This is a genomic window from Okeania sp. SIO3I5 (genome assembly GCF_010672085.1).
In the GTDB taxonomy this organism is placed as follows: domain Bacteria; phylum Cyanobacteriota; class Cyanobacteriia; order Cyanobacteriales; family Microcoleaceae; genus Trichodesmium.
Map to the genome: position 1 here is coordinate 1 of NZ_JAAHHT010000165.1, position 16,875 is coordinate 16,875.

The window sequence follows — 16,875 nt, forward strand, 5'->3', positions numbered from 1 at the left end:
TGAGGAATATTCCTCCAGATGCTTGAGCAAGTTTTTTTAGAACTTCTGGATCTATTTCACTATTATTACCTTGAGAATATCCATAACCCAAAGTATGTATAGTAATTTCAGGACTTTCTTTAATTAATTCTTCTAACTTATTTAATTCTGATTTGTTCTGCTGGGATAAAACAGGATCGTAGCCATCAGAAACTAGAATAATTCCTAAACGAGATTCCTCTTGAGAACCTTCTTCTAAGAAAGGAGAATTATTGTTGAGATATCTAATAGCACTCCCTAATGGTTGTCTAATATTTGTTCTTCCACAAGGTTTTTTATTTTTACTATTAAAACGATTTTCTAAGTCTGATAGTTGCTTCTTAAGTTCTGGAGCTTCAGGTGAATAAAACTTACTCAATGCACTATCATTAACTGGCGGTGGAAGATAACCGTCTCCACATTTTTCTCCATCTTCTGCAAAAGGCACAAGTGCAATTTTTGAGGGGTATTCTTTTTCATCAATATCTTTTATAAAAGAACGAATCGCTGCGATAGCTGCTAACCCTCTAATTTGATTATTTCGATCTAGTTGATTCATACTCCCTGTCACATCTAACAAAATAATAATATTACTAGGAGCTGGTTTTTTTTCATCTGGTTTTATCAGTCTAAAATCATCAACTAACTCCCCATTAGATTTCAATTCTATATCTTTTTTATTCAGTCCTTCTTTAAGTCTATTTTCCTCGTCTAGGACTTTAAATTCAATTACAGCTTCTACTTGATGTTCTGTGTTATTTTCGTCATAAGATTTAACAATTTTTAGAGTTTCCGCAGCAATAGATGGCTGCCATGCTACTGTTAAACTTAATAAGCAAATAGCGCTATGCTTCAGGATCGAGAAATCGGTCATAAAAAACAAACCTCACATATTTTCGAGAATTTTGATTTTTGGTATAAAGAGTAATAACGGTATTATGATAAAGCTCAATCTCATTTGGATAATCCATCAATTCTGAATCTTTATCTAAATTAGGTGAACTATTTTCCGGTTGATTAGATATATTAGCATAAGGATTTGGGGCTGTATTATTTACCGTTTCGGGAGGTTTAATCGCAATTTCACTGGGCAATTTTTTGAGAATATTGTTAGAAAAATTTTCAATAGTTGCTTTTCTACCATTAATTTTAATAGTAGCAATTTTATCAGGTAGATCGTTAACAATAATATCTGCTTGTTCGACATCGGAACCTATAATAATATTCCCTGTTTTGGGAAGTTCTATTGATAGTCCTTCTTCAATAGTAATAGGTCGATTTCCAGAAGGAACATAAACCAATTTTAAACCACGGTTTTTGTAAGTTATTGGATTGAGATTATTTGTAGTAGTATTGCCTCCAGAAATTCGTTCAAAACCATATCCAGCTTTTAAAGCAAATTGACTACTAGGGGATTCAGTCAAGCTTAAGGCGAAACCAAGCAGACTTCCTAATAATATAAAGCTCCAAATATCTTGTTTAATAATTATTTCTGAAAAAATGAACACGATAAAACTAACAATTAAGCTCAAACAAATACTTTTAACAAAATGATTTATCACTTTATTTGTATCAGTTTCTCCTCCTCTTCTTGTTTTATCAAAAACTAATTTACTCAATGTCCGCAAAAGCCATGTTATTCCTTCTGCGGAACCAATAACTAAGCCAATTATTAACCAGTCTATCAGTCTAATCGTCCAAGCCGGAAATATAGTTAGTTTAATAACAAAACTCATTATTCCAGATAAACTTGCTCCCAAAATACTAGCAATAATAGCAAATACTAGAGGCAATTTAAGAACTTTAAGACCCTGTTTTAAGCGAGTTGGATGACTGAAAAAAACTTCTGCCATTACCATTGCAACTGCTAAAAAAATGGTGAGGATAAAAAATTTAATTAAATAGGGATATTGAGCAAAGAATGTCAAGTCTAAGCTATCCCAGAAAGGTTTTAAATCTACAAGTAATACTTGACTGAAACTCCAGGCAAGCACTGATGCTAATAGTCCAACAATGAAGTATAACCAGTTACGCATAAAAATTAATTCCTATTATAAAAATATTGAAAGGATAAACTTTTCAGCAATTAAGAATTAACAATTAATAATTAATCATTACCTCTTCTGTTTAGTGAGAAGATTGACGCTCAAGGGAAAAAAAGTAAACTTCAGTATTTCAAGCCTTCCTATTCCATAAATGTACTGATAACTGATAACTGAAATAACCACTTTCGAGCATCAAAAAATATTTGTCCAATGATAAAACTATGCATTTTATCCAAATATTATAGCAATTTCCATATTGGTAAAATACAAAATTCTAGGTTTTAGGGAACAGGGAATAGGGAATAGAACAGAAATTCAAGAAATTAAGATCAAATTCAAAAAATGTCGTTACAGTATTAATCTCTAAATTCCCACCACCATATCAAATAACTGTAGCAATATTTTATGAAATTGGTATCAAGAAAATTAAAGATAGGTGTACCTAATTAGTTTGAGAAACGCTAAGTAGCTAAGTGAGAAAATTTACAACTACGTCATTGCGACTTACACTCTGTGGAAGGAAGCAATCTCAAGGGTTTTGACGGCATAAACATTTCGTTACATAGTGACGTTTATTCGCGCCTACCTACCTATATTAATTATTTATATTCTCTAGGTATCTACTAATTCATAAATTCTTGAATGATAAACAGAAAGAAAGCCATAAATATTAGCAGTAGTGCTAAGGTGAAGAAAAACATAACTATTTCAAGTCCAAATTGAAGAAATCCTAGAATAAAAGTTGCTATTACATTTAATGCAGAAAAAACAGCCATAATCTTAGAAGTTTGATTTAACCATCTTTTAGTATTATTTGTTTGTCTTCTATTTCCATAATTATTTGGAGGTGTTTTATTTTGAGTATTTTCGGGTAAATTATCAACTGGATTTCTATTTATTTTTTGCAGATTTATATTAGGATTTGGTGGTGGCGATCGCCTCGCTACTTCCCTATCTATATCATTAACATTGACAATTTCCTGTATATATTCCCAAACAGTTTTTTCTTTGACAAAAACTGGATAATTCTTACCAGATTTATTCAGACTAAAATAAAGTCTATGAGAAATTTCATCCTTGAGATTTTCTTCTCTTAAAGTCTGGAGCAATATAGACTTAAACTTTGGGCGAGAAGCAATTTTTAGAATGTTAGAATAGCCTTGTTTATACCGTTCTCGATATCCTTTAGTTTTTGACTGATTATAAAAATATTGAAAGGATGAACTTGTATTTTTTTCTTGTTGTGCATCATAACCACTTTCGAGCATCAAAAAGTCTTTGTCTAATGGTGAAACTATACCTTTTATCCAAATATTATCTTCTTCAGTAAAGAACCTTTTTAATTTTCCAGGTTGATAAGGCCATTTTTTTTTAAGAGGTAACATAAATTTGTCTTCAACAATATTATTTATAATTAACCATACGCCTTCCTCAATAGAATTTTTGAACCAGGAATCGTTTGTTGTTGATTGAATTAGATATTTAAGTCGTTGGCATGAGTACAAAAAAACATTCCAAATATCCTCTTCACTAAAAAGTAATTGCTGAAATAAATCTATGGATCTTTCGGGTACTATTAAAGCGCTGAGTGTATAGTAACGAATAATAGCAGAGAAACTATTAAATTCTCTGATTATTTCATCTCTATTCTTAGTTGCTAACTTTTGCCATTGTTCATAATTTTGGGGAACATCTGTTTTAATAAATTCAATTCCTTGTAGAGATAATTTTCCACTTTTGACAAAATTATTGAAAATTGTATTTACATTCATAATTTTACTAGCGATCGTTTCGATTCTGTAAACATCTACTAATTAATAAATTCTTGAATTAAAAACAGGAAGAAAGCAATCACTATTAGTAATATTGCTAAGGCGAATAAAAGGAGAACTATTTGATCTCCAGATTGGCGTAACCCTAGAATAATAGTTGCTATTATGCTTAACAAAGAACAAACAAATAGAGTTATAGAAGTTTGATTTAAGAATCTTTTAGCATTATTTGCTTTTCTTCTATTTCCATAATGATTTGGAGGTGTTTTATTTTGAGCATTCTTGGGTACATTATCAACTGGAGTTCTATTTATTTGTTGCAGATTTTTACTAGGAGGTAGTTGTCGCGATCGCCTCCATATTTTTCCTCGAATAAAACTCAATATCTGGCAGAAATTCTCCCAAAAAGTTATTTCTTTTACTAAGTATGAAAATAATTGATAATTTGCAGCAGATTTCTCTAGTTTAGAATAAAGTCCGTGAGAAACTTTGCCCTTAAGTTTTTGTTCTATTAAAGCCTGAAAAAACAAAAATTCTGCTTTGTGGTTAGAAGTCTTTTTGCTACTTTGAGAAAAAATTTGAGTTATTTTTTTATATCCTTTTTTGTGCTTTTTTCTATCTTGTTTATTCTCTAAGTTATGAATAAAACCTTGAAAAGAGGAACTTGTACTCTCTTGTTGTTGCCCAGTATTACTATTTTCAGTAATCATAAGTTTTTGGTATGACAAAAATATACCTTCTCTCCAAATATTATCTTCTTCAGTAAAGAACCTTTTTAATTTTACAGGTTTATCGAGCCGAAAATGTTTTTTAGGAGGTAATTTAAATTTGCCTTCAACAATATCATTTATAATTAACCACACACCTTCCTCAATAGATTTATCAATAATTTTTTTTAAATAAAAGTCCTTTTGTCTTTGCTGAAAATATTTAAAATCTTTAGCAGAATTCAGAAACTCTTCCCAAACATTGTTTTTACTAAATAGTAATTGTTGAAACAAATCTACTGTTCTTTCAGGTACTATTAAAGCGCTGAGGGTATAGTAACGAATAATCAAATAATAATCATTAAATTCTGTTCTTATTTCACCTGTGCTTTTATTTGCTAAATTTTGCAATTGTTGATTATTTTGCTGAATACATTTTGTGATAAATCGAAATATTTCTTGTGATAAATTTCCATTTTCGACAAAATCGTAAAAAATTGACTCAGGATTAAAATTACTGGATGTTTTCAATTGATTAAACTGAGACTGAGAAGATGCTTGTTGAGAAGAGTAATTACTATTACTGAATTCTCTTTGATTAGATGGAGAAGGAGAAAGTGCAAGTTGACGAGAAGTAGAATAATTTCTATGAAAAAACTCCTTTGTTCCAGCTTGTATTAAAGTAAAATCTGTAGGACTTGCAACTGAGTCAACATTAAATGCCCAAGCAGCTTTTTTTCTATCACTACGGACTAAACTTAAACAGGTTTTCCACATTATTAGTAAGTTATTTTTATTCAGCTCTAAACCTGGTTGAAGTAAACGCAATCCATCAAACTTACTATCATAAAAATCCGGAGAATCTGGAGAATATAGTGAGTCTAAACTTTGACTACTAAACTCATCAAATTTATGACTTCTTTCAGGCTTATTTTCCAAGATATCGAAAGTTAAATTCTCTGGTCTATTCTCGAAAAAAAACTGAATTAAAGTTGCCATTGCATCGTAATTTCCATCATAAGATTCTCGACAACAAAAATAACGTTTCACAGGAAAAATTCGATTAGCAAAGTCAATTGCCACAGAAATTACTGCTAAGACAGCCCATTCCTCAATAATTCTTCCTACTAAAGCATTTCCATCAACAAAATACTCATTAAATTCTTTAAAACCTATCAAATCTCTATTTTGATAAGGTGAATTTATAAAACTTTGATACTTGATTTTTTGAGATACATCAAACCGTGAATCTTCTCTTCTAGCAGCTCTTTGAAGAGGCTCAGGAATAAAACCATCATCGAAACTACTTCCTATATAAGGGGAGCCATAAAATCCTGTAGACCTCCAACTATTGCCACAAAATTCATAAGTAAAACCAGACCTAAATTCATAAATTCCTACTTTATTTATTTCAGTCATAAATCTTTTCCTAAATCTATATTTTATCTTCTATAGCATTTCTTTAATCTATAGGGAGAGGTAATTATCAATTATCAATTAATCAAAGTATCCTTTAAAAAGATGGGTCTCTCCATCTTTTACCTGTAGCTATCCAATACAAAGGATTAACTAAACCAAAAGGTTGCCATAATTCTGTTTTTTCTATCATTGCTCCATCTTGTAAATTCCTACCTAAATTTAATCTATTTGGGCGAGGATCGCTTTGAGGCAAAACTCCAAAAGAAGATAAAGCAAAGAAATCAATTTGATTTTTTCTCAGAGGAAGATTTTTTCTTAAAAATTTTGTTGTATTATTCAGATGAACTTGAAATAAATCTCGTTCTGGTTCCCATCGCCTAGTCCACAGTTCGCCACGCTCGCATTTACTCATTACAAAAGCAATTCGTATTTTTCTCAAGTTATTTTGTATTTTTGTTAGTTCATCTAGAGAAAAAATATCGTCGTCTTTGGGAAATTCTGATAAAAGTTTATGAAAGACACTTCTGTAAAAACCATCAATATCTTCAACAATACTAAACTCATTTCCTCGATCTTCTAAACAGAAATCAGGCAGCAAAACTATCCATCCATTAGCATTTGTTAAGCAATCTAGGAGATAGGGTTTTATTTGTCTAGATAAATCTATCCTTCGTAGTTCTTGAAAAAATTCACCTGCATAATCTTTAGCGTTTAATTTAATTTCTGTTGGTCTAGATTTGGGATTAATTGTTATCGAAAATTCGTAGTCTTGCAAACTACCATCAAACATTGTAGGTTCTAAAGGTCTTTTAGTTTCCCAACTATCTCTGATTTTACTTTCTAACTGACGGGTTGCTCCTCTTGTATCGACAGTAACTTTTCCTGTATGATTTTTGTTTTTACTCTGATTAGTAATTGATAATAAAGCTCCCAAAAAAGTAGTTTTGCCTGAAGCTCTCGGACCAATTATATAAATATTTTTCTTATTTTCTCCAGGGAGAGTAGTAATAGGTGCAGCAGGAGTTCGTGGCATTTTTTAGATTCCTTAGTAATAGATTTAAAATTCAGTCTAATTAGGATTTGCTGAATAAAGTCTTTTGGTAGGGGTAGGAGTCAGGAGTCAGGAGTCAGGAGAAACGAAGAAATAATATTTCCTTATATTCAATCTGATGGTTTTAACCAGAGGTAATTATCAATTATCCATTATCCATTATCCATTATTAATTAATGAACTACTTAAGTTGCAATATATAACCAGGGTAACTCTAATAACGGACGAGCTTTATAAGTCGTAATAAAGACTTGAGTTTTCACAATACGGTTCTGCTCAAAACGGTAAATTAGCTCCCGAACATTATCAAAAATAGGTAAAACATTTGTTTTATGTTGAATCCAGTTAATAGATTTTTCTCGTTGCAAAACTTCGGAAATTTGTTGCACATTGCAAAACAAATCTGCCATATTTAAGCAAAAAATTACATACTGATTATTTCTGGCATTATTTTCTAGAAAATTAATCCATTCTTGAAAACGATTTTTCCATTGAGTTTGTTTTCTAAACCGAATATCCTGCATATTTAATCCATTATCCCTAACTAAATTCTCCTTTAATAACTCTCGGTAGGGAGCCATAACTATCATTAAAAATTTAGCATTATGGAGACTTGTTAAAAGAAAATTCCAATCTTGAGGATGAGCTTTGCGCCATCTAGAATTTTCTGCTCTCCAAGCTTCCCCAGTAGATTCAATCCAATTTACCTTTATATCTTTAATATTACCAGATAAATTAACCCTCAGTTTCATAGGTATATCATAAATACTATCGGTAGGCATAACTTGACCATCAATAGTAAATCGTTCTAAATCATAAGAAGATTCAATAACCTGAACATTACCTCTATTAGACTTAGCTAACTCCAACATCAGGGTAGTTTTTCCTACTGCTGTGTCTCCCATAACAATAACTGACATAATTGATTAAAAATCAAATAAATTTAATTATACTCCAGTTCAAAGGTGCGGTATCCCAGAGAAATTTGTTTACACCATTTGCTAATTATAAAGTCTATTTGAGCGCTATTAATATTTCGTCCTACTTCTCTTTCCAAAGAAGTTTTAAAGTTGTTATATTCTTGTCTGCTATTTTTCTGAAAAAATGCCTGTGGATTATCTTCCTCTTTCTCAGTCAAATCAATAGAATAAGACCAAATTTTATTACCGACGTTACTGAGACTTAAAATTAATGTGTACTGAATTAATCCCACTGGAACATATTCAGGATAGGGATTAATATTGTCCAAATCTGGAGAATAAATCCCCAAAACAAATGCCCAAGATTCAACGGCCCAAATAGATGCTTCTTCTGAAATAGCACGGTTATTTTGAATCTGTGTAGCAACCTGTTTCAGTAAAATTTCTAAAGGAACGCCTTGGGCATTTTTTTGCAATTTATCTATAACTTGTTCTTCCAGTGCGACAACAAGCGCCGAGATTTCCTTTGGATATTCTCCACACAAATCTGATAGTATAGCCTTACATTTTTTAGGTTCCCTGCATCGGTTTATTCCTTCTTTTTGAATTAATTGATAAAGTGTTTGACGAGGTATATTATTCATCTTAGAGTTAGTTAAATTTTTAAAGCAATATAGTTAGTATAGAAGTTAGGAGTCAGGAGTCAGGAGTCAGAATTAAATATCCTTTTTTAATACAAGGCAAATCTGATTAAATTATTTTAATTCCCCTGATTATCTGTAACATTCTTTTTTCACGCTTGGTATAATACTCATGCTATAGCAGGGAACAGGGAACAATTGGAAAAACATTTCCGCAATCTTGATTCATCATCAGTAATTCTCAAGATCCAATTCTTTCTTAGCTATATAAATTTCATTTGAGGGAATTAAAATTAGTGGGAGATGAAAACTCGCCACTAATTTTTACTTCTGACTTCTGACTTCTGAATTCTGAGTTCAAAAAGCTTAACCTATTACTAATCTTTTAATTACCTAATTTTTACCTTACTGAGATAAGCTCAATACTATGTATTAAAAATCAGTATTGTGTTGAGTGAAAATATTTAAACATGGCTCCAACTTCAAGAGCAATTATAGAAACTAATCAATATAATGATAATGCAGGCACTGAACGTCATCTACACTTTTATCATAAAGGAGAAACAATACCTTTAATGTCGCAAAGTATTTGGCAAATTTGTCAGGGTTTAGTGCGACTAAGTACCCTTTATCCAGTGGGTGAAGAAGGACTTTTGGGTTGGGCAGGGCCATCTATGTGCTTTGGCAGTTGTTTTTCCTATTTGCACACTTATCGGGCAACTGCTTTGTCAGATGTTTGTTTAATGTGTTACACGATGATTGAAATAGAAGCTTCCCCAAAACTAACTCAAGAGTTATTGCCTCAGTTAGGAAGACGGTTTCGGCAAACAGAAGCTTTATTAGCGATCGCCGGACAACGACGAGTAGAAGATCGCCTACATCAGTTATTATTATTGTTAAAGCAAGAATTTGGTCAACCTGTTAGTGATGGTACTCGGTTAAATATTCGCTTGACTCATCAAGATATTGCTGCTGCAATTGGTACAACACGAGTAACTGTCACCAGACTCTTAGGAAAATTAAAACAGCAGGGGTGGCTGAGTATAGATAAAGATCGCCATCTAATTTTGAAACAAGAGACTTTTCCATACTCATCAGATTTATTTGGATTTGAGAAAAACTAAATTACTGAAGTTGACGAACTCCTGACGTTACGCTTAAATGACAATGGGAATTTTTAGTTTGGAAAACCCTGACTACAGTTTTGATAAATAGAAAAAATTTATTAGACTTCTCCAAAAATTAAAAATCAAATCAATTCTGATCGATAAATTATCAATTATTTCTCCCTATTCCCTATTCCCTATTCCCTATTCCCTAATTATTGCACATAGCGTCGTCTTCGTGAACGACGTTCTTTTAAGATTAAAACTTCTGCCTGATTTTCCTCTCTAGCGACGCGAACTAATAATCCAGCTAATATCAAACTACTAATCATTGAACTACCACCATAACTAAACAGTGGTAATGGCAAACCTGTAGTTGGTAGTGCGCCAGTAGCAACACCTATATTTAGTAAAGACTGTCCTACTAAGGAGATCATAACTCCAATTGCTACAAGTTGATGTTCCATGAATCGAGCTTTGAGTGCAACTTTCAGAGCAATAATGCTGTACACAGCTAATAAGAGAAATAATACTAAAGCACCAACAAAACCAAACTCTTCAGCATAAACAGAAAATATAAAGTCGCTATAGGGAATAGGGAGAAAATGTAACTTTTGTTGAGATAGTCCAAAACCACGTCCCCAAATATCCCCAGAGGCAACTGCTAGTAAACTTTGAACTAACTGATAACCATCACCCATTGCATCTACCCAAGGATTGGTAAAAGAAAAAATCCGTCTCCTTTGATAATCATTAATGCTGACACTAATAGTAGCTAGAAGAAATCCAGCTAAAGCAATACCTCCAAGATAAAAGTAGGGTAGTCCGGCAGCAAAGGCAATAAACCATACAATCATACCGCATAAAGCTGTGGTACTCAGGTTTGGTTGCAGGAGAATAGATCCTAGTATCAAAGAAAAAATCAATAACCAAGTTATTCTAACCAACCAAGTTAGACGATTCCATTTACTAAATAAATAAGCTGCTTGTAGCACCAGAAAAGGTTTCATTAATTCAGAGGGTTGAATAATGACTGGACCTAAAGATATCCAGCGAGTTGCTCCATTAATAGTGGTTCCTACTCCTGGTAGCAAGAGCGCAAATAGCAGACACAGTATTAGAATTACACCTACTTTGGCAGTTTGTAAGATTCTAGACAGGGGAGTATAAACAACCAAATTGAATCCGAGTATTCCTACTAAAACCCATATTAACTGGCGTTTAAAGAAGTATAAACCGTCTCCATATTCTGTTGCAGCACTCGCATAAGAAGCTGAAAATAATACTACTAGACCTATACATAACCAAAGAAATGTTAACCATCGTAATAATCTAGCTTCTATTGCCCATGTTCGGACTTTAGGATCAAAAAAAGGAATTAGATAACGTAAGTACATAGTCAGAATTTAGAATTTAGAATTGGAAATTGGGAATTGGGAATTGGGAATTAAGAATTGGAAATGTTTTTCCAACTGTTCCCTGTTCCCTGTTCCCTATTCCCTGCTATAAAACTTTTTTATAAACGCGATCGCAACGTTGGGTTTCGACACCAGTTGTTAATTGATAACCATTATTTTCATATAATTTAACAGCTTCTTGCAAGACTGTTGCTGTTTCTATCCAGATTTCTTGAAATTGACATTCAGCAATTCTTTTTTCTAATTCTTTTAATAAGAATTTTCCTAAACCTTTACCTCTAATTTCTGGTAATAAGTACATTTTTCTAATTTCGACTGCTTTGTTGCCTCGTTGAATTGGATAATATGCAGCAGTTCCTACTATTTTTCCTGGTTTTTCTATTACCCAAAATTCTCCTCCTATATTTTGATAGAATTTTTCTATTTCTAATACATCTCGATCTGCTCCTTTAGGTTCCCAGTTTAGATTATATTCTGCAAGCACAGAACCTATAATATCTGCTGCTATTTGACGGTCATTTGGTTGCCAATTTCTAATTAAAAATTCACGATAATATTTTTTCATTAGACATCTCCATAAAAAAGGGAACAGGGAACAGGGAACAGGGAGGAGTAATTGATAATTTATGAATAAGAATTGATTTAATTTTTCATTTTGGAGAAGTTTATTTTTAGGAAGTAGGGAATACAGTTATCAGTTATTATAATATAGTAATATTATAATGATTCCTGAAAAAACTGTAGGGGTTTGCTCTCCAAACCCAAGCGCAAATGAAATTTTAAGACTAAAACCCGCATTGATAAAATATTACAACATCAGCGCAGATTGCTATATTTATATCTTTGAATTGCTATGGCTATATTCTTACTAAATATTATAAATTAAAGTCATAACTCAGAATTAAAATTTTCCTAGTTTCAAATATTTTTACTGATTAATTTATGCTTCTGAATGCTGAATGCTAATCCCTGAATGCAAACCCCAAGTGCAAATGGAATTTGAATACCAAACCCCCCATTGATAAAATATTACAACATCAGCACGGATTGCTATATTTATACAGCATATTCCAGGTATATGAAGTACAGATATTAACAATTAAGTATTTATAGTGCGGGCATCTTGCCCGCAATGGTTGTACCGCACTTAGGTGGAATCTGCTGTATATTTAATTGCTATAGCTATATTCTTACTAAATATTAGAAATTAAAGTCATAACTCATAATTAAAATCTGCCTCCTTTAAAATGTTTTTACTGATTAATTTCTGCTTCTGAATGCTGAATGTTGAATGCTAATTGCTGAATGCTTATTTATCAACTATGAATCCGAGGTTCTGGATGTAAATTACTCAGAATATCACTTTCAAATATTGCTAATTCCTCTAGTCTTTCCTCCACAATTTTCTGTTCAAAATAAGTTGTAGCTAAAATCCAATAGACTCCATAATGTCTAGCTTCAGATGCCATTAAACCACGATAAAATTTGGCTAATTCAGAATCATTGCAATAATCAGCAAGTAACCCTAAACGTTCGTGACTACGAGCTTCAATTAAACAGTAAACTAATAATAAATCTAACATTCTTTCCGGTTCATTCCGCCGAACTTGACTATTTAAAACTGCTCCATAAGGAGGAGCATTCAGGGGAGCTAATGGAATATTACGACGTTCTAACCACTGGTTTACTTGTTCAAAATGTTCTAGTTCTTCACGGGCAATAGCTGTTAACATTTTGATAAGTTTAGCACTAGAAGGATAGCGAAACATTAGATTTAAAGCTACCCCTGCTGCCTTTCGTTCACAGTGAGAATGGTCTAATAATATAACGTCTAAATTGGCGATCGCTTGTTCTATCCAAGGTTGAGAAGTAGGTTGTTTAATATATTTAATAGTTGGTGTTTTTGATAGTTGCATATTTATTGCTTATTTTCTGCCTCATAACGTTCTTTTGCTATTTTTGTAACATGAGATGCGAAGTCTGGATAATTTTCTAAGACTTTTTTAAAATCATCTTTGTGTAGAACAAATAATTCACAGTAAGTCAATGTGATTATTGATGCTGTCCGTCGTTGTTCATATACTAGGGCAATTTCTCCAAAAAATGTACCTGCTGCCATATTTCTATATACAGAACCTGTTTTTTCTGAGAAAGCTTGTACTAATCCACGCTTAATAAAATACATTTCATTTCCCCAATTACCTTCACGAATTATATATTCACTAGGTGGTAATATTTCTGGTTTTAATGCCATTACTATTTCTTCGACAAACTGTGAAGTTGCTCCTTGAAAAATTGGCACTTTTTCAATTACTTCTTTGTGCAATTGTAGTGCTAGTTTCATTTTTAAAGGATGAGGTAATTCTTCGAGAATATGATAGTCTCTAATATCCCGATTTTCAATCCATCTATATTGATAGTAGTCTCTAATTTTTTGTTGTAATTTCGGAGGGATTTTATTCTCCCGCATATAGGTTTGAATTTGATTTAATTTTTCTCTATATCTTGCTTGAGCTGCATCTATGTTAGAAATTAATGAAGATACATTACCAATAATATAAGCATACATAGATATCCCTAAAAACATAACTATCAGAGTAAATATTATTTCAATTTCAGTAGCGGGAGTAATATCTCCATATCCGACAGTAGTAAGAGTTGTAATTGCCCAATAAAGAGAGTTCATATATTGGGTTTTTGTACTAGCTGATTCTAAGGATTTATTAATTAACCAAGACTCTCCATAACGACTTTCCAAACTACCAATAAGAAACCATCCACAAGCTACCCAATGAGTAATTAAAGCAATAAATATTACTAACTTACACATTCTAATCAAAGTAGGATCGATATGAATATTAGTTTCCCATCTATTAAAAATTCGATAAAATTGAGGTAAGCGTAATAAACGGGGTAATCTCAATAAGGCAATAATAAATAGTGATTTAGGGAAGAAAATTCGTACGATTAAATCTCCAGGAAAACTAGCTATTAAATGTCTCTTTAAAAGTCCCGAACGATAATATTGAGCTATCATTTGTGGGTCCGCAATATATTCTCCACGGTCAAAGTAACCCAGATGAAATCGAAGAAATATATCAGCAATTAGAATAGCGTCTCCGATTAAATATAATAAAATCCAGATGCCATCAAATCTTATTTGAAAAGCAATTCTGAATGGTATAAGAAAAGCATTATAAATAGTAATAGATACAATTACTACTTCCCATAATCTAATAAATTTACTATCGGGACGAAATATAGGTATTTTCATTTCAGTTATTAGTTATAGCAGGGAACAGGGAACAGGGAACAGGGAACAGGGAATAGGGAAGACTAATTGATAATTTATAGATAATAGTTGATGATTTTTGATTTTTGGAGAAGTCGATTAGTCTATGTTCTAACCAATTCTTTCTTAGCTATATCAGTCATTTAAGTTATAGCAAGGAACAGGGAACAGGAAACAGGGAATAGGGAAGACTAATTGATAATTTATAGATAATAGTTGATGATTTTTGATTTTTGGAGAAGTCGATTAGTCTATGTTCTAACCAATTCTTTCTTAGCTATATCAGTCATTTAAGTTATAGCAAGGAACAGGGAACAGGAAACAGGGAATAGGGAAGACTAATTGATAATTTATAGATAATAGTTGATGATTTTTGATTTTTAGAGAAGTCGATTAGTCTATGTTCTAACCAATTCTTTCTTAGCTATATCAGTCATTTCAATGATCAGTTATAGCAGGGAATAGGGAACAGGGAACAGGAGGGACTAATTGATAATTTATAGATAATAATTGATGATTTTTGATTTTTGGAGAAGTCGATTAGTCTATGTTCTAACCAATTCTTTCTTAGCTATATCAGTAATTTCAATTATTAGTTATCAGTCAATAAGGTTCATATAAGACAACTACTAGATAAGATTTTCAGGTTTATTCAGCAAACCATAATTATTAGGCAGTTAGTGTTAATTATAGGAATAGGGAATAGGGAATAGGGAATAGGAAATAGGCAAGAGTTACAGAATGGTAAATCAGTTATCAGTTATCAGTTATCAGTCAATACAGTTTAGATAAGACCAAAACTCATAAACTATTGAACCATTAAATGAGCTTTTCATATTCATTCAGCAAACCATAATTATTGGGCAGTTAGTGTTAATTATAGAGAATAGGCAATAGGCAATAGGCAAGAGTTACAGAATGGTAAATCAGTTATCAGTTATCAGTTATCAGTCAATACAGTTTAGATAAGACCAAAACTCATAAACTATTGAACCATTAAATGAGCTTTTCATATTCATTCAGCAAACCATAATTATTAGGCAGTTAGTGTTAATTATAGGGAATAGGCAATAGGCAAGAGTTACAGAATGGTAAATCAGTTATCAGTTATCAGTTATCAATTATCAGTCAATACGGTTGAGATAAGACAACTACTAGACCAAATTTCAGGTTTATTGAGGAAACCATAATTATTAGGCAGTTAGTGTTAATTATTCTGATGTTTACTTTTCCCCTATCCCCTTGCCAGGAAAGGTTAGGGGTAAGTCCCCCACTTCCCCACTCCCCCACTCCCCCACTCCCTACTCCCTACTCCCTACTCCCTACTCCCTCCTTTAATAATTTTTCCATAACAGTATACATATCTTGAGCAAATTTTTTCGAGTTCCATAAAAGTGCTAGATTTTCTGACTCCTTCGACATCTCCTAGAATACAGTTCAGAAGTTTCAACTAAAGATAATCAAGCTAGATAGCTAATAGCTGAACGCTGTTTGCTCCGCATTCCGCAGGAAATTATTACAACTTAAGACCTAATTTTTTTGTGCTCCATTAATTAATAATTTTTCCATAACAGTATACATATCTTGAGCAAATTTTTTTGAGTTCCATAAAGGTGCTAAATTTTCCGACTCCTTAGACTTAACTAACCTATCAATAAATTCCTGCCGTAAATTAGAATTTTGACCTAACTTCACACCCCAATCAATATATTCTTCCCATGACCATGATACACCTAATTGAATATCTAAACTTTGTCAAAAAGAATAACCCATTCTAGATAGAAATTGTTCTCCGACATGAGTAACAACTGGCAAGTTAAACCACAAAGCTTCTCAAGTATGAGTACCACCATTATAAGGATAAGAATCAAGCAAAATATCGGCTATTGAATAAATACTTCTATGTTCTTCTTCTGTCGAAAATCTATCCATAAATTTAATTTGATTTTTTAGGAGTCAGGAGTCAGTAATCAGGAGTCAGAATAAATGGCTTCAATACCATTTTTTAGGAGTCAGGAATACGGAGTCAGAATAAATCACTTCAATACCATTTTTTAGCTTGGAAATACTCTTTTTTGTTCAAGCGACATCTCCTAGAATACAGTTCAGAAGTTTCAACTCAAGGTAATAAAGCTAGATAGCTAATAGCTGAACGCTGTTTGCTCCGCATTCGACAGGAAATTATTACAGCTTAAGACCTGATTTTTTTGTGCTCCATTAATTAATAATTTTTCCATAACAGTATACATATCTTGAGCAAATTTTTTCGAGTTCCATAAAAGTGCTAGATTTTCTGACTCCTTCGACATCTCCTAGAATACAGTTCAGAAGTTTCAACTAAAGATAATCAAGCTAGATAGCTAATAGCTGAACGCTGTTTGCTCCGCATTCCGCAGGAAATTATTACAACTTAAGACCTAATTTTTTTGTGCTCCATTAATTAATAATTTTTCCATAACAGTATACATATCTTGAGCAAATTTTTT

13 protein-coding genes are annotated in these 16,875 nt (G+C 32.2%); 1 reads left to right on the plus strand and 12 read right to left on the minus strand.

The genetic code is table 11. The features are described from left to right. The 7 genes from F6K40_RS27780 to F6K40_RS27810 form a co-directional block, all read right to left on the minus strand. Positions 1–892 (minus strand): vWA domain-containing protein (locus F6K40_RS27780; RefSeq protein WP_293140347.1); only part of this gene is annotated, 892 nt, incomplete at its 3' end. After that, positions 864–2,054, minus strand: a complete 1,191-nt coding sequence (locus tag F6K40_RS27785; protein ID WP_293140349.1) for a hypothetical protein — start codon at positions 2,052–2,054, stop codon at positions 864–866. The genes F6K40_RS27785 and F6K40_RS27780, both read right to left, overlap by 29 nt. A 632-nt stretch (positions 2,055–2,686) precedes the next feature. Continuing rightward, on the minus strand, positions 2,687–3,835 hold the full coding sequence (locus F6K40_RS27790; RefSeq protein ID WP_293140351.1) for a hypothetical protein: 1,149 nt from the start codon (positions 3,833–3,835) through the stop codon (positions 2,687–2,689). A 38-nt stretch (positions 3,836–3,873) separates the two neighbouring features. Beyond that, positions 3,874–5,961 carry a hypothetical protein gene (locus tag F6K40_RS27795; protein WP_293140353.1) on the minus strand — a complete coding sequence of 696 codons (2,088 nt, stop codon included), beginning with the start codon at positions 5,959–5,961 and terminating at the stop codon, positions 3,874–3,876. Between the two features lie 94 nt (positions 5,962–6,055). Then, positions 6,056–6,994 (minus strand): TRAFAC clade GTPase domain-containing protein, encoded by a 939-nt coding sequence (locus F6K40_RS27800; protein WP_293140355.1) that lies wholly within the window; start codon positions 6,992–6,994, stop codon positions 6,056–6,058. Between the two features lie 203 nt (positions 6,995–7,197). Then, on the minus strand, positions 7,198–7,932 hold the full coding sequence (locus tag F6K40_RS27805) for a hypothetical protein (RefSeq protein ID WP_293140357.1): 735 nt from the start codon (positions 7,930–7,932) through the stop codon (positions 7,198–7,200). A gap of 23 nt (positions 7,933–7,955) precedes the next feature. Continuing rightward, positions 7,956–8,576 carry a hypothetical protein gene (locus tag F6K40_RS27810; RefSeq protein WP_293140360.1) on the minus strand — a complete coding sequence of 207 codons (621 nt, stop codon included), beginning with the start codon at positions 8,574–8,576 and terminating at the stop codon, positions 7,956–7,958. Between the two features lie 467 nt (positions 8,577–9,043). Between F6K40_RS27810 and F6K40_RS27815 the strand changes: the two genes are divergently transcribed. Then, positions 9,044–9,697 carry a Crp/Fnr family transcriptional regulator gene (locus tag F6K40_RS27815; protein WP_293140362.1) on the plus strand — a complete coding sequence of 218 codons (654 nt, stop codon included), beginning with the start codon at positions 9,044–9,046 and terminating at the stop codon, positions 9,695–9,697. A gap of 197 nt (positions 9,698–9,894) precedes the next feature. On the opposite strand, the gene F6K40_RS27820 is transcribed toward F6K40_RS27815, so the two are convergent. From F6K40_RS27820 to F6K40_RS27840, 5 genes are all read right to left on the minus strand, one after another. Further along, positions 9,895–11,076: an FtsW/RodA/SpoVE family cell cycle protein gene (locus F6K40_RS27820; protein WP_293140364.1), complete on the minus strand. Its 1,182-nt coding sequence runs from the start codon at positions 11,074–11,076 to the stop codon at positions 9,895–9,897. Positions 11,077–11,182: 106 nt separating this feature from the next. Next, positions 11,183–11,662 carry a GNAT family N-acetyltransferase gene (locus tag F6K40_RS27825; protein ID WP_293140366.1) on the minus strand — a complete coding sequence of 160 codons (480 nt, stop codon included), beginning with the start codon at positions 11,660–11,662 and terminating at the stop codon, positions 11,183–11,185. A gap of 751 nt (positions 11,663–12,413) precedes the next feature. Continuing rightward, positions 12,414–13,013 carry a MiaE family protein gene (locus F6K40_RS27830; RefSeq protein WP_293140368.1) on the minus strand — a complete coding sequence of 200 codons (600 nt, stop codon included), beginning with the start codon at positions 13,011–13,013 and terminating at the stop codon, positions 12,414–12,416. A 2-nt stretch (positions 13,014–13,015) separates the two neighbouring features. Continuing rightward, positions 13,016–14,371, minus strand: coding sequence for an ion transporter (locus tag F6K40_RS27835; protein WP_293140370.1), 1,356 nt, complete (start codon positions 14,369–14,371; stop codon positions 13,016–13,018). Positions 14,372–15,919: 1,548 nt separating this feature from the next. Continuing rightward, positions 15,920–16,084, minus strand: a complete 165-nt coding sequence (locus tag F6K40_RS27840; RefSeq protein ID WP_293140372.1) for a hypothetical protein — start codon at positions 16,082–16,084, stop codon at positions 15,920–15,922. Between the last annotated feature and the right edge of the window lie 791 nt (positions 16,085–16,875).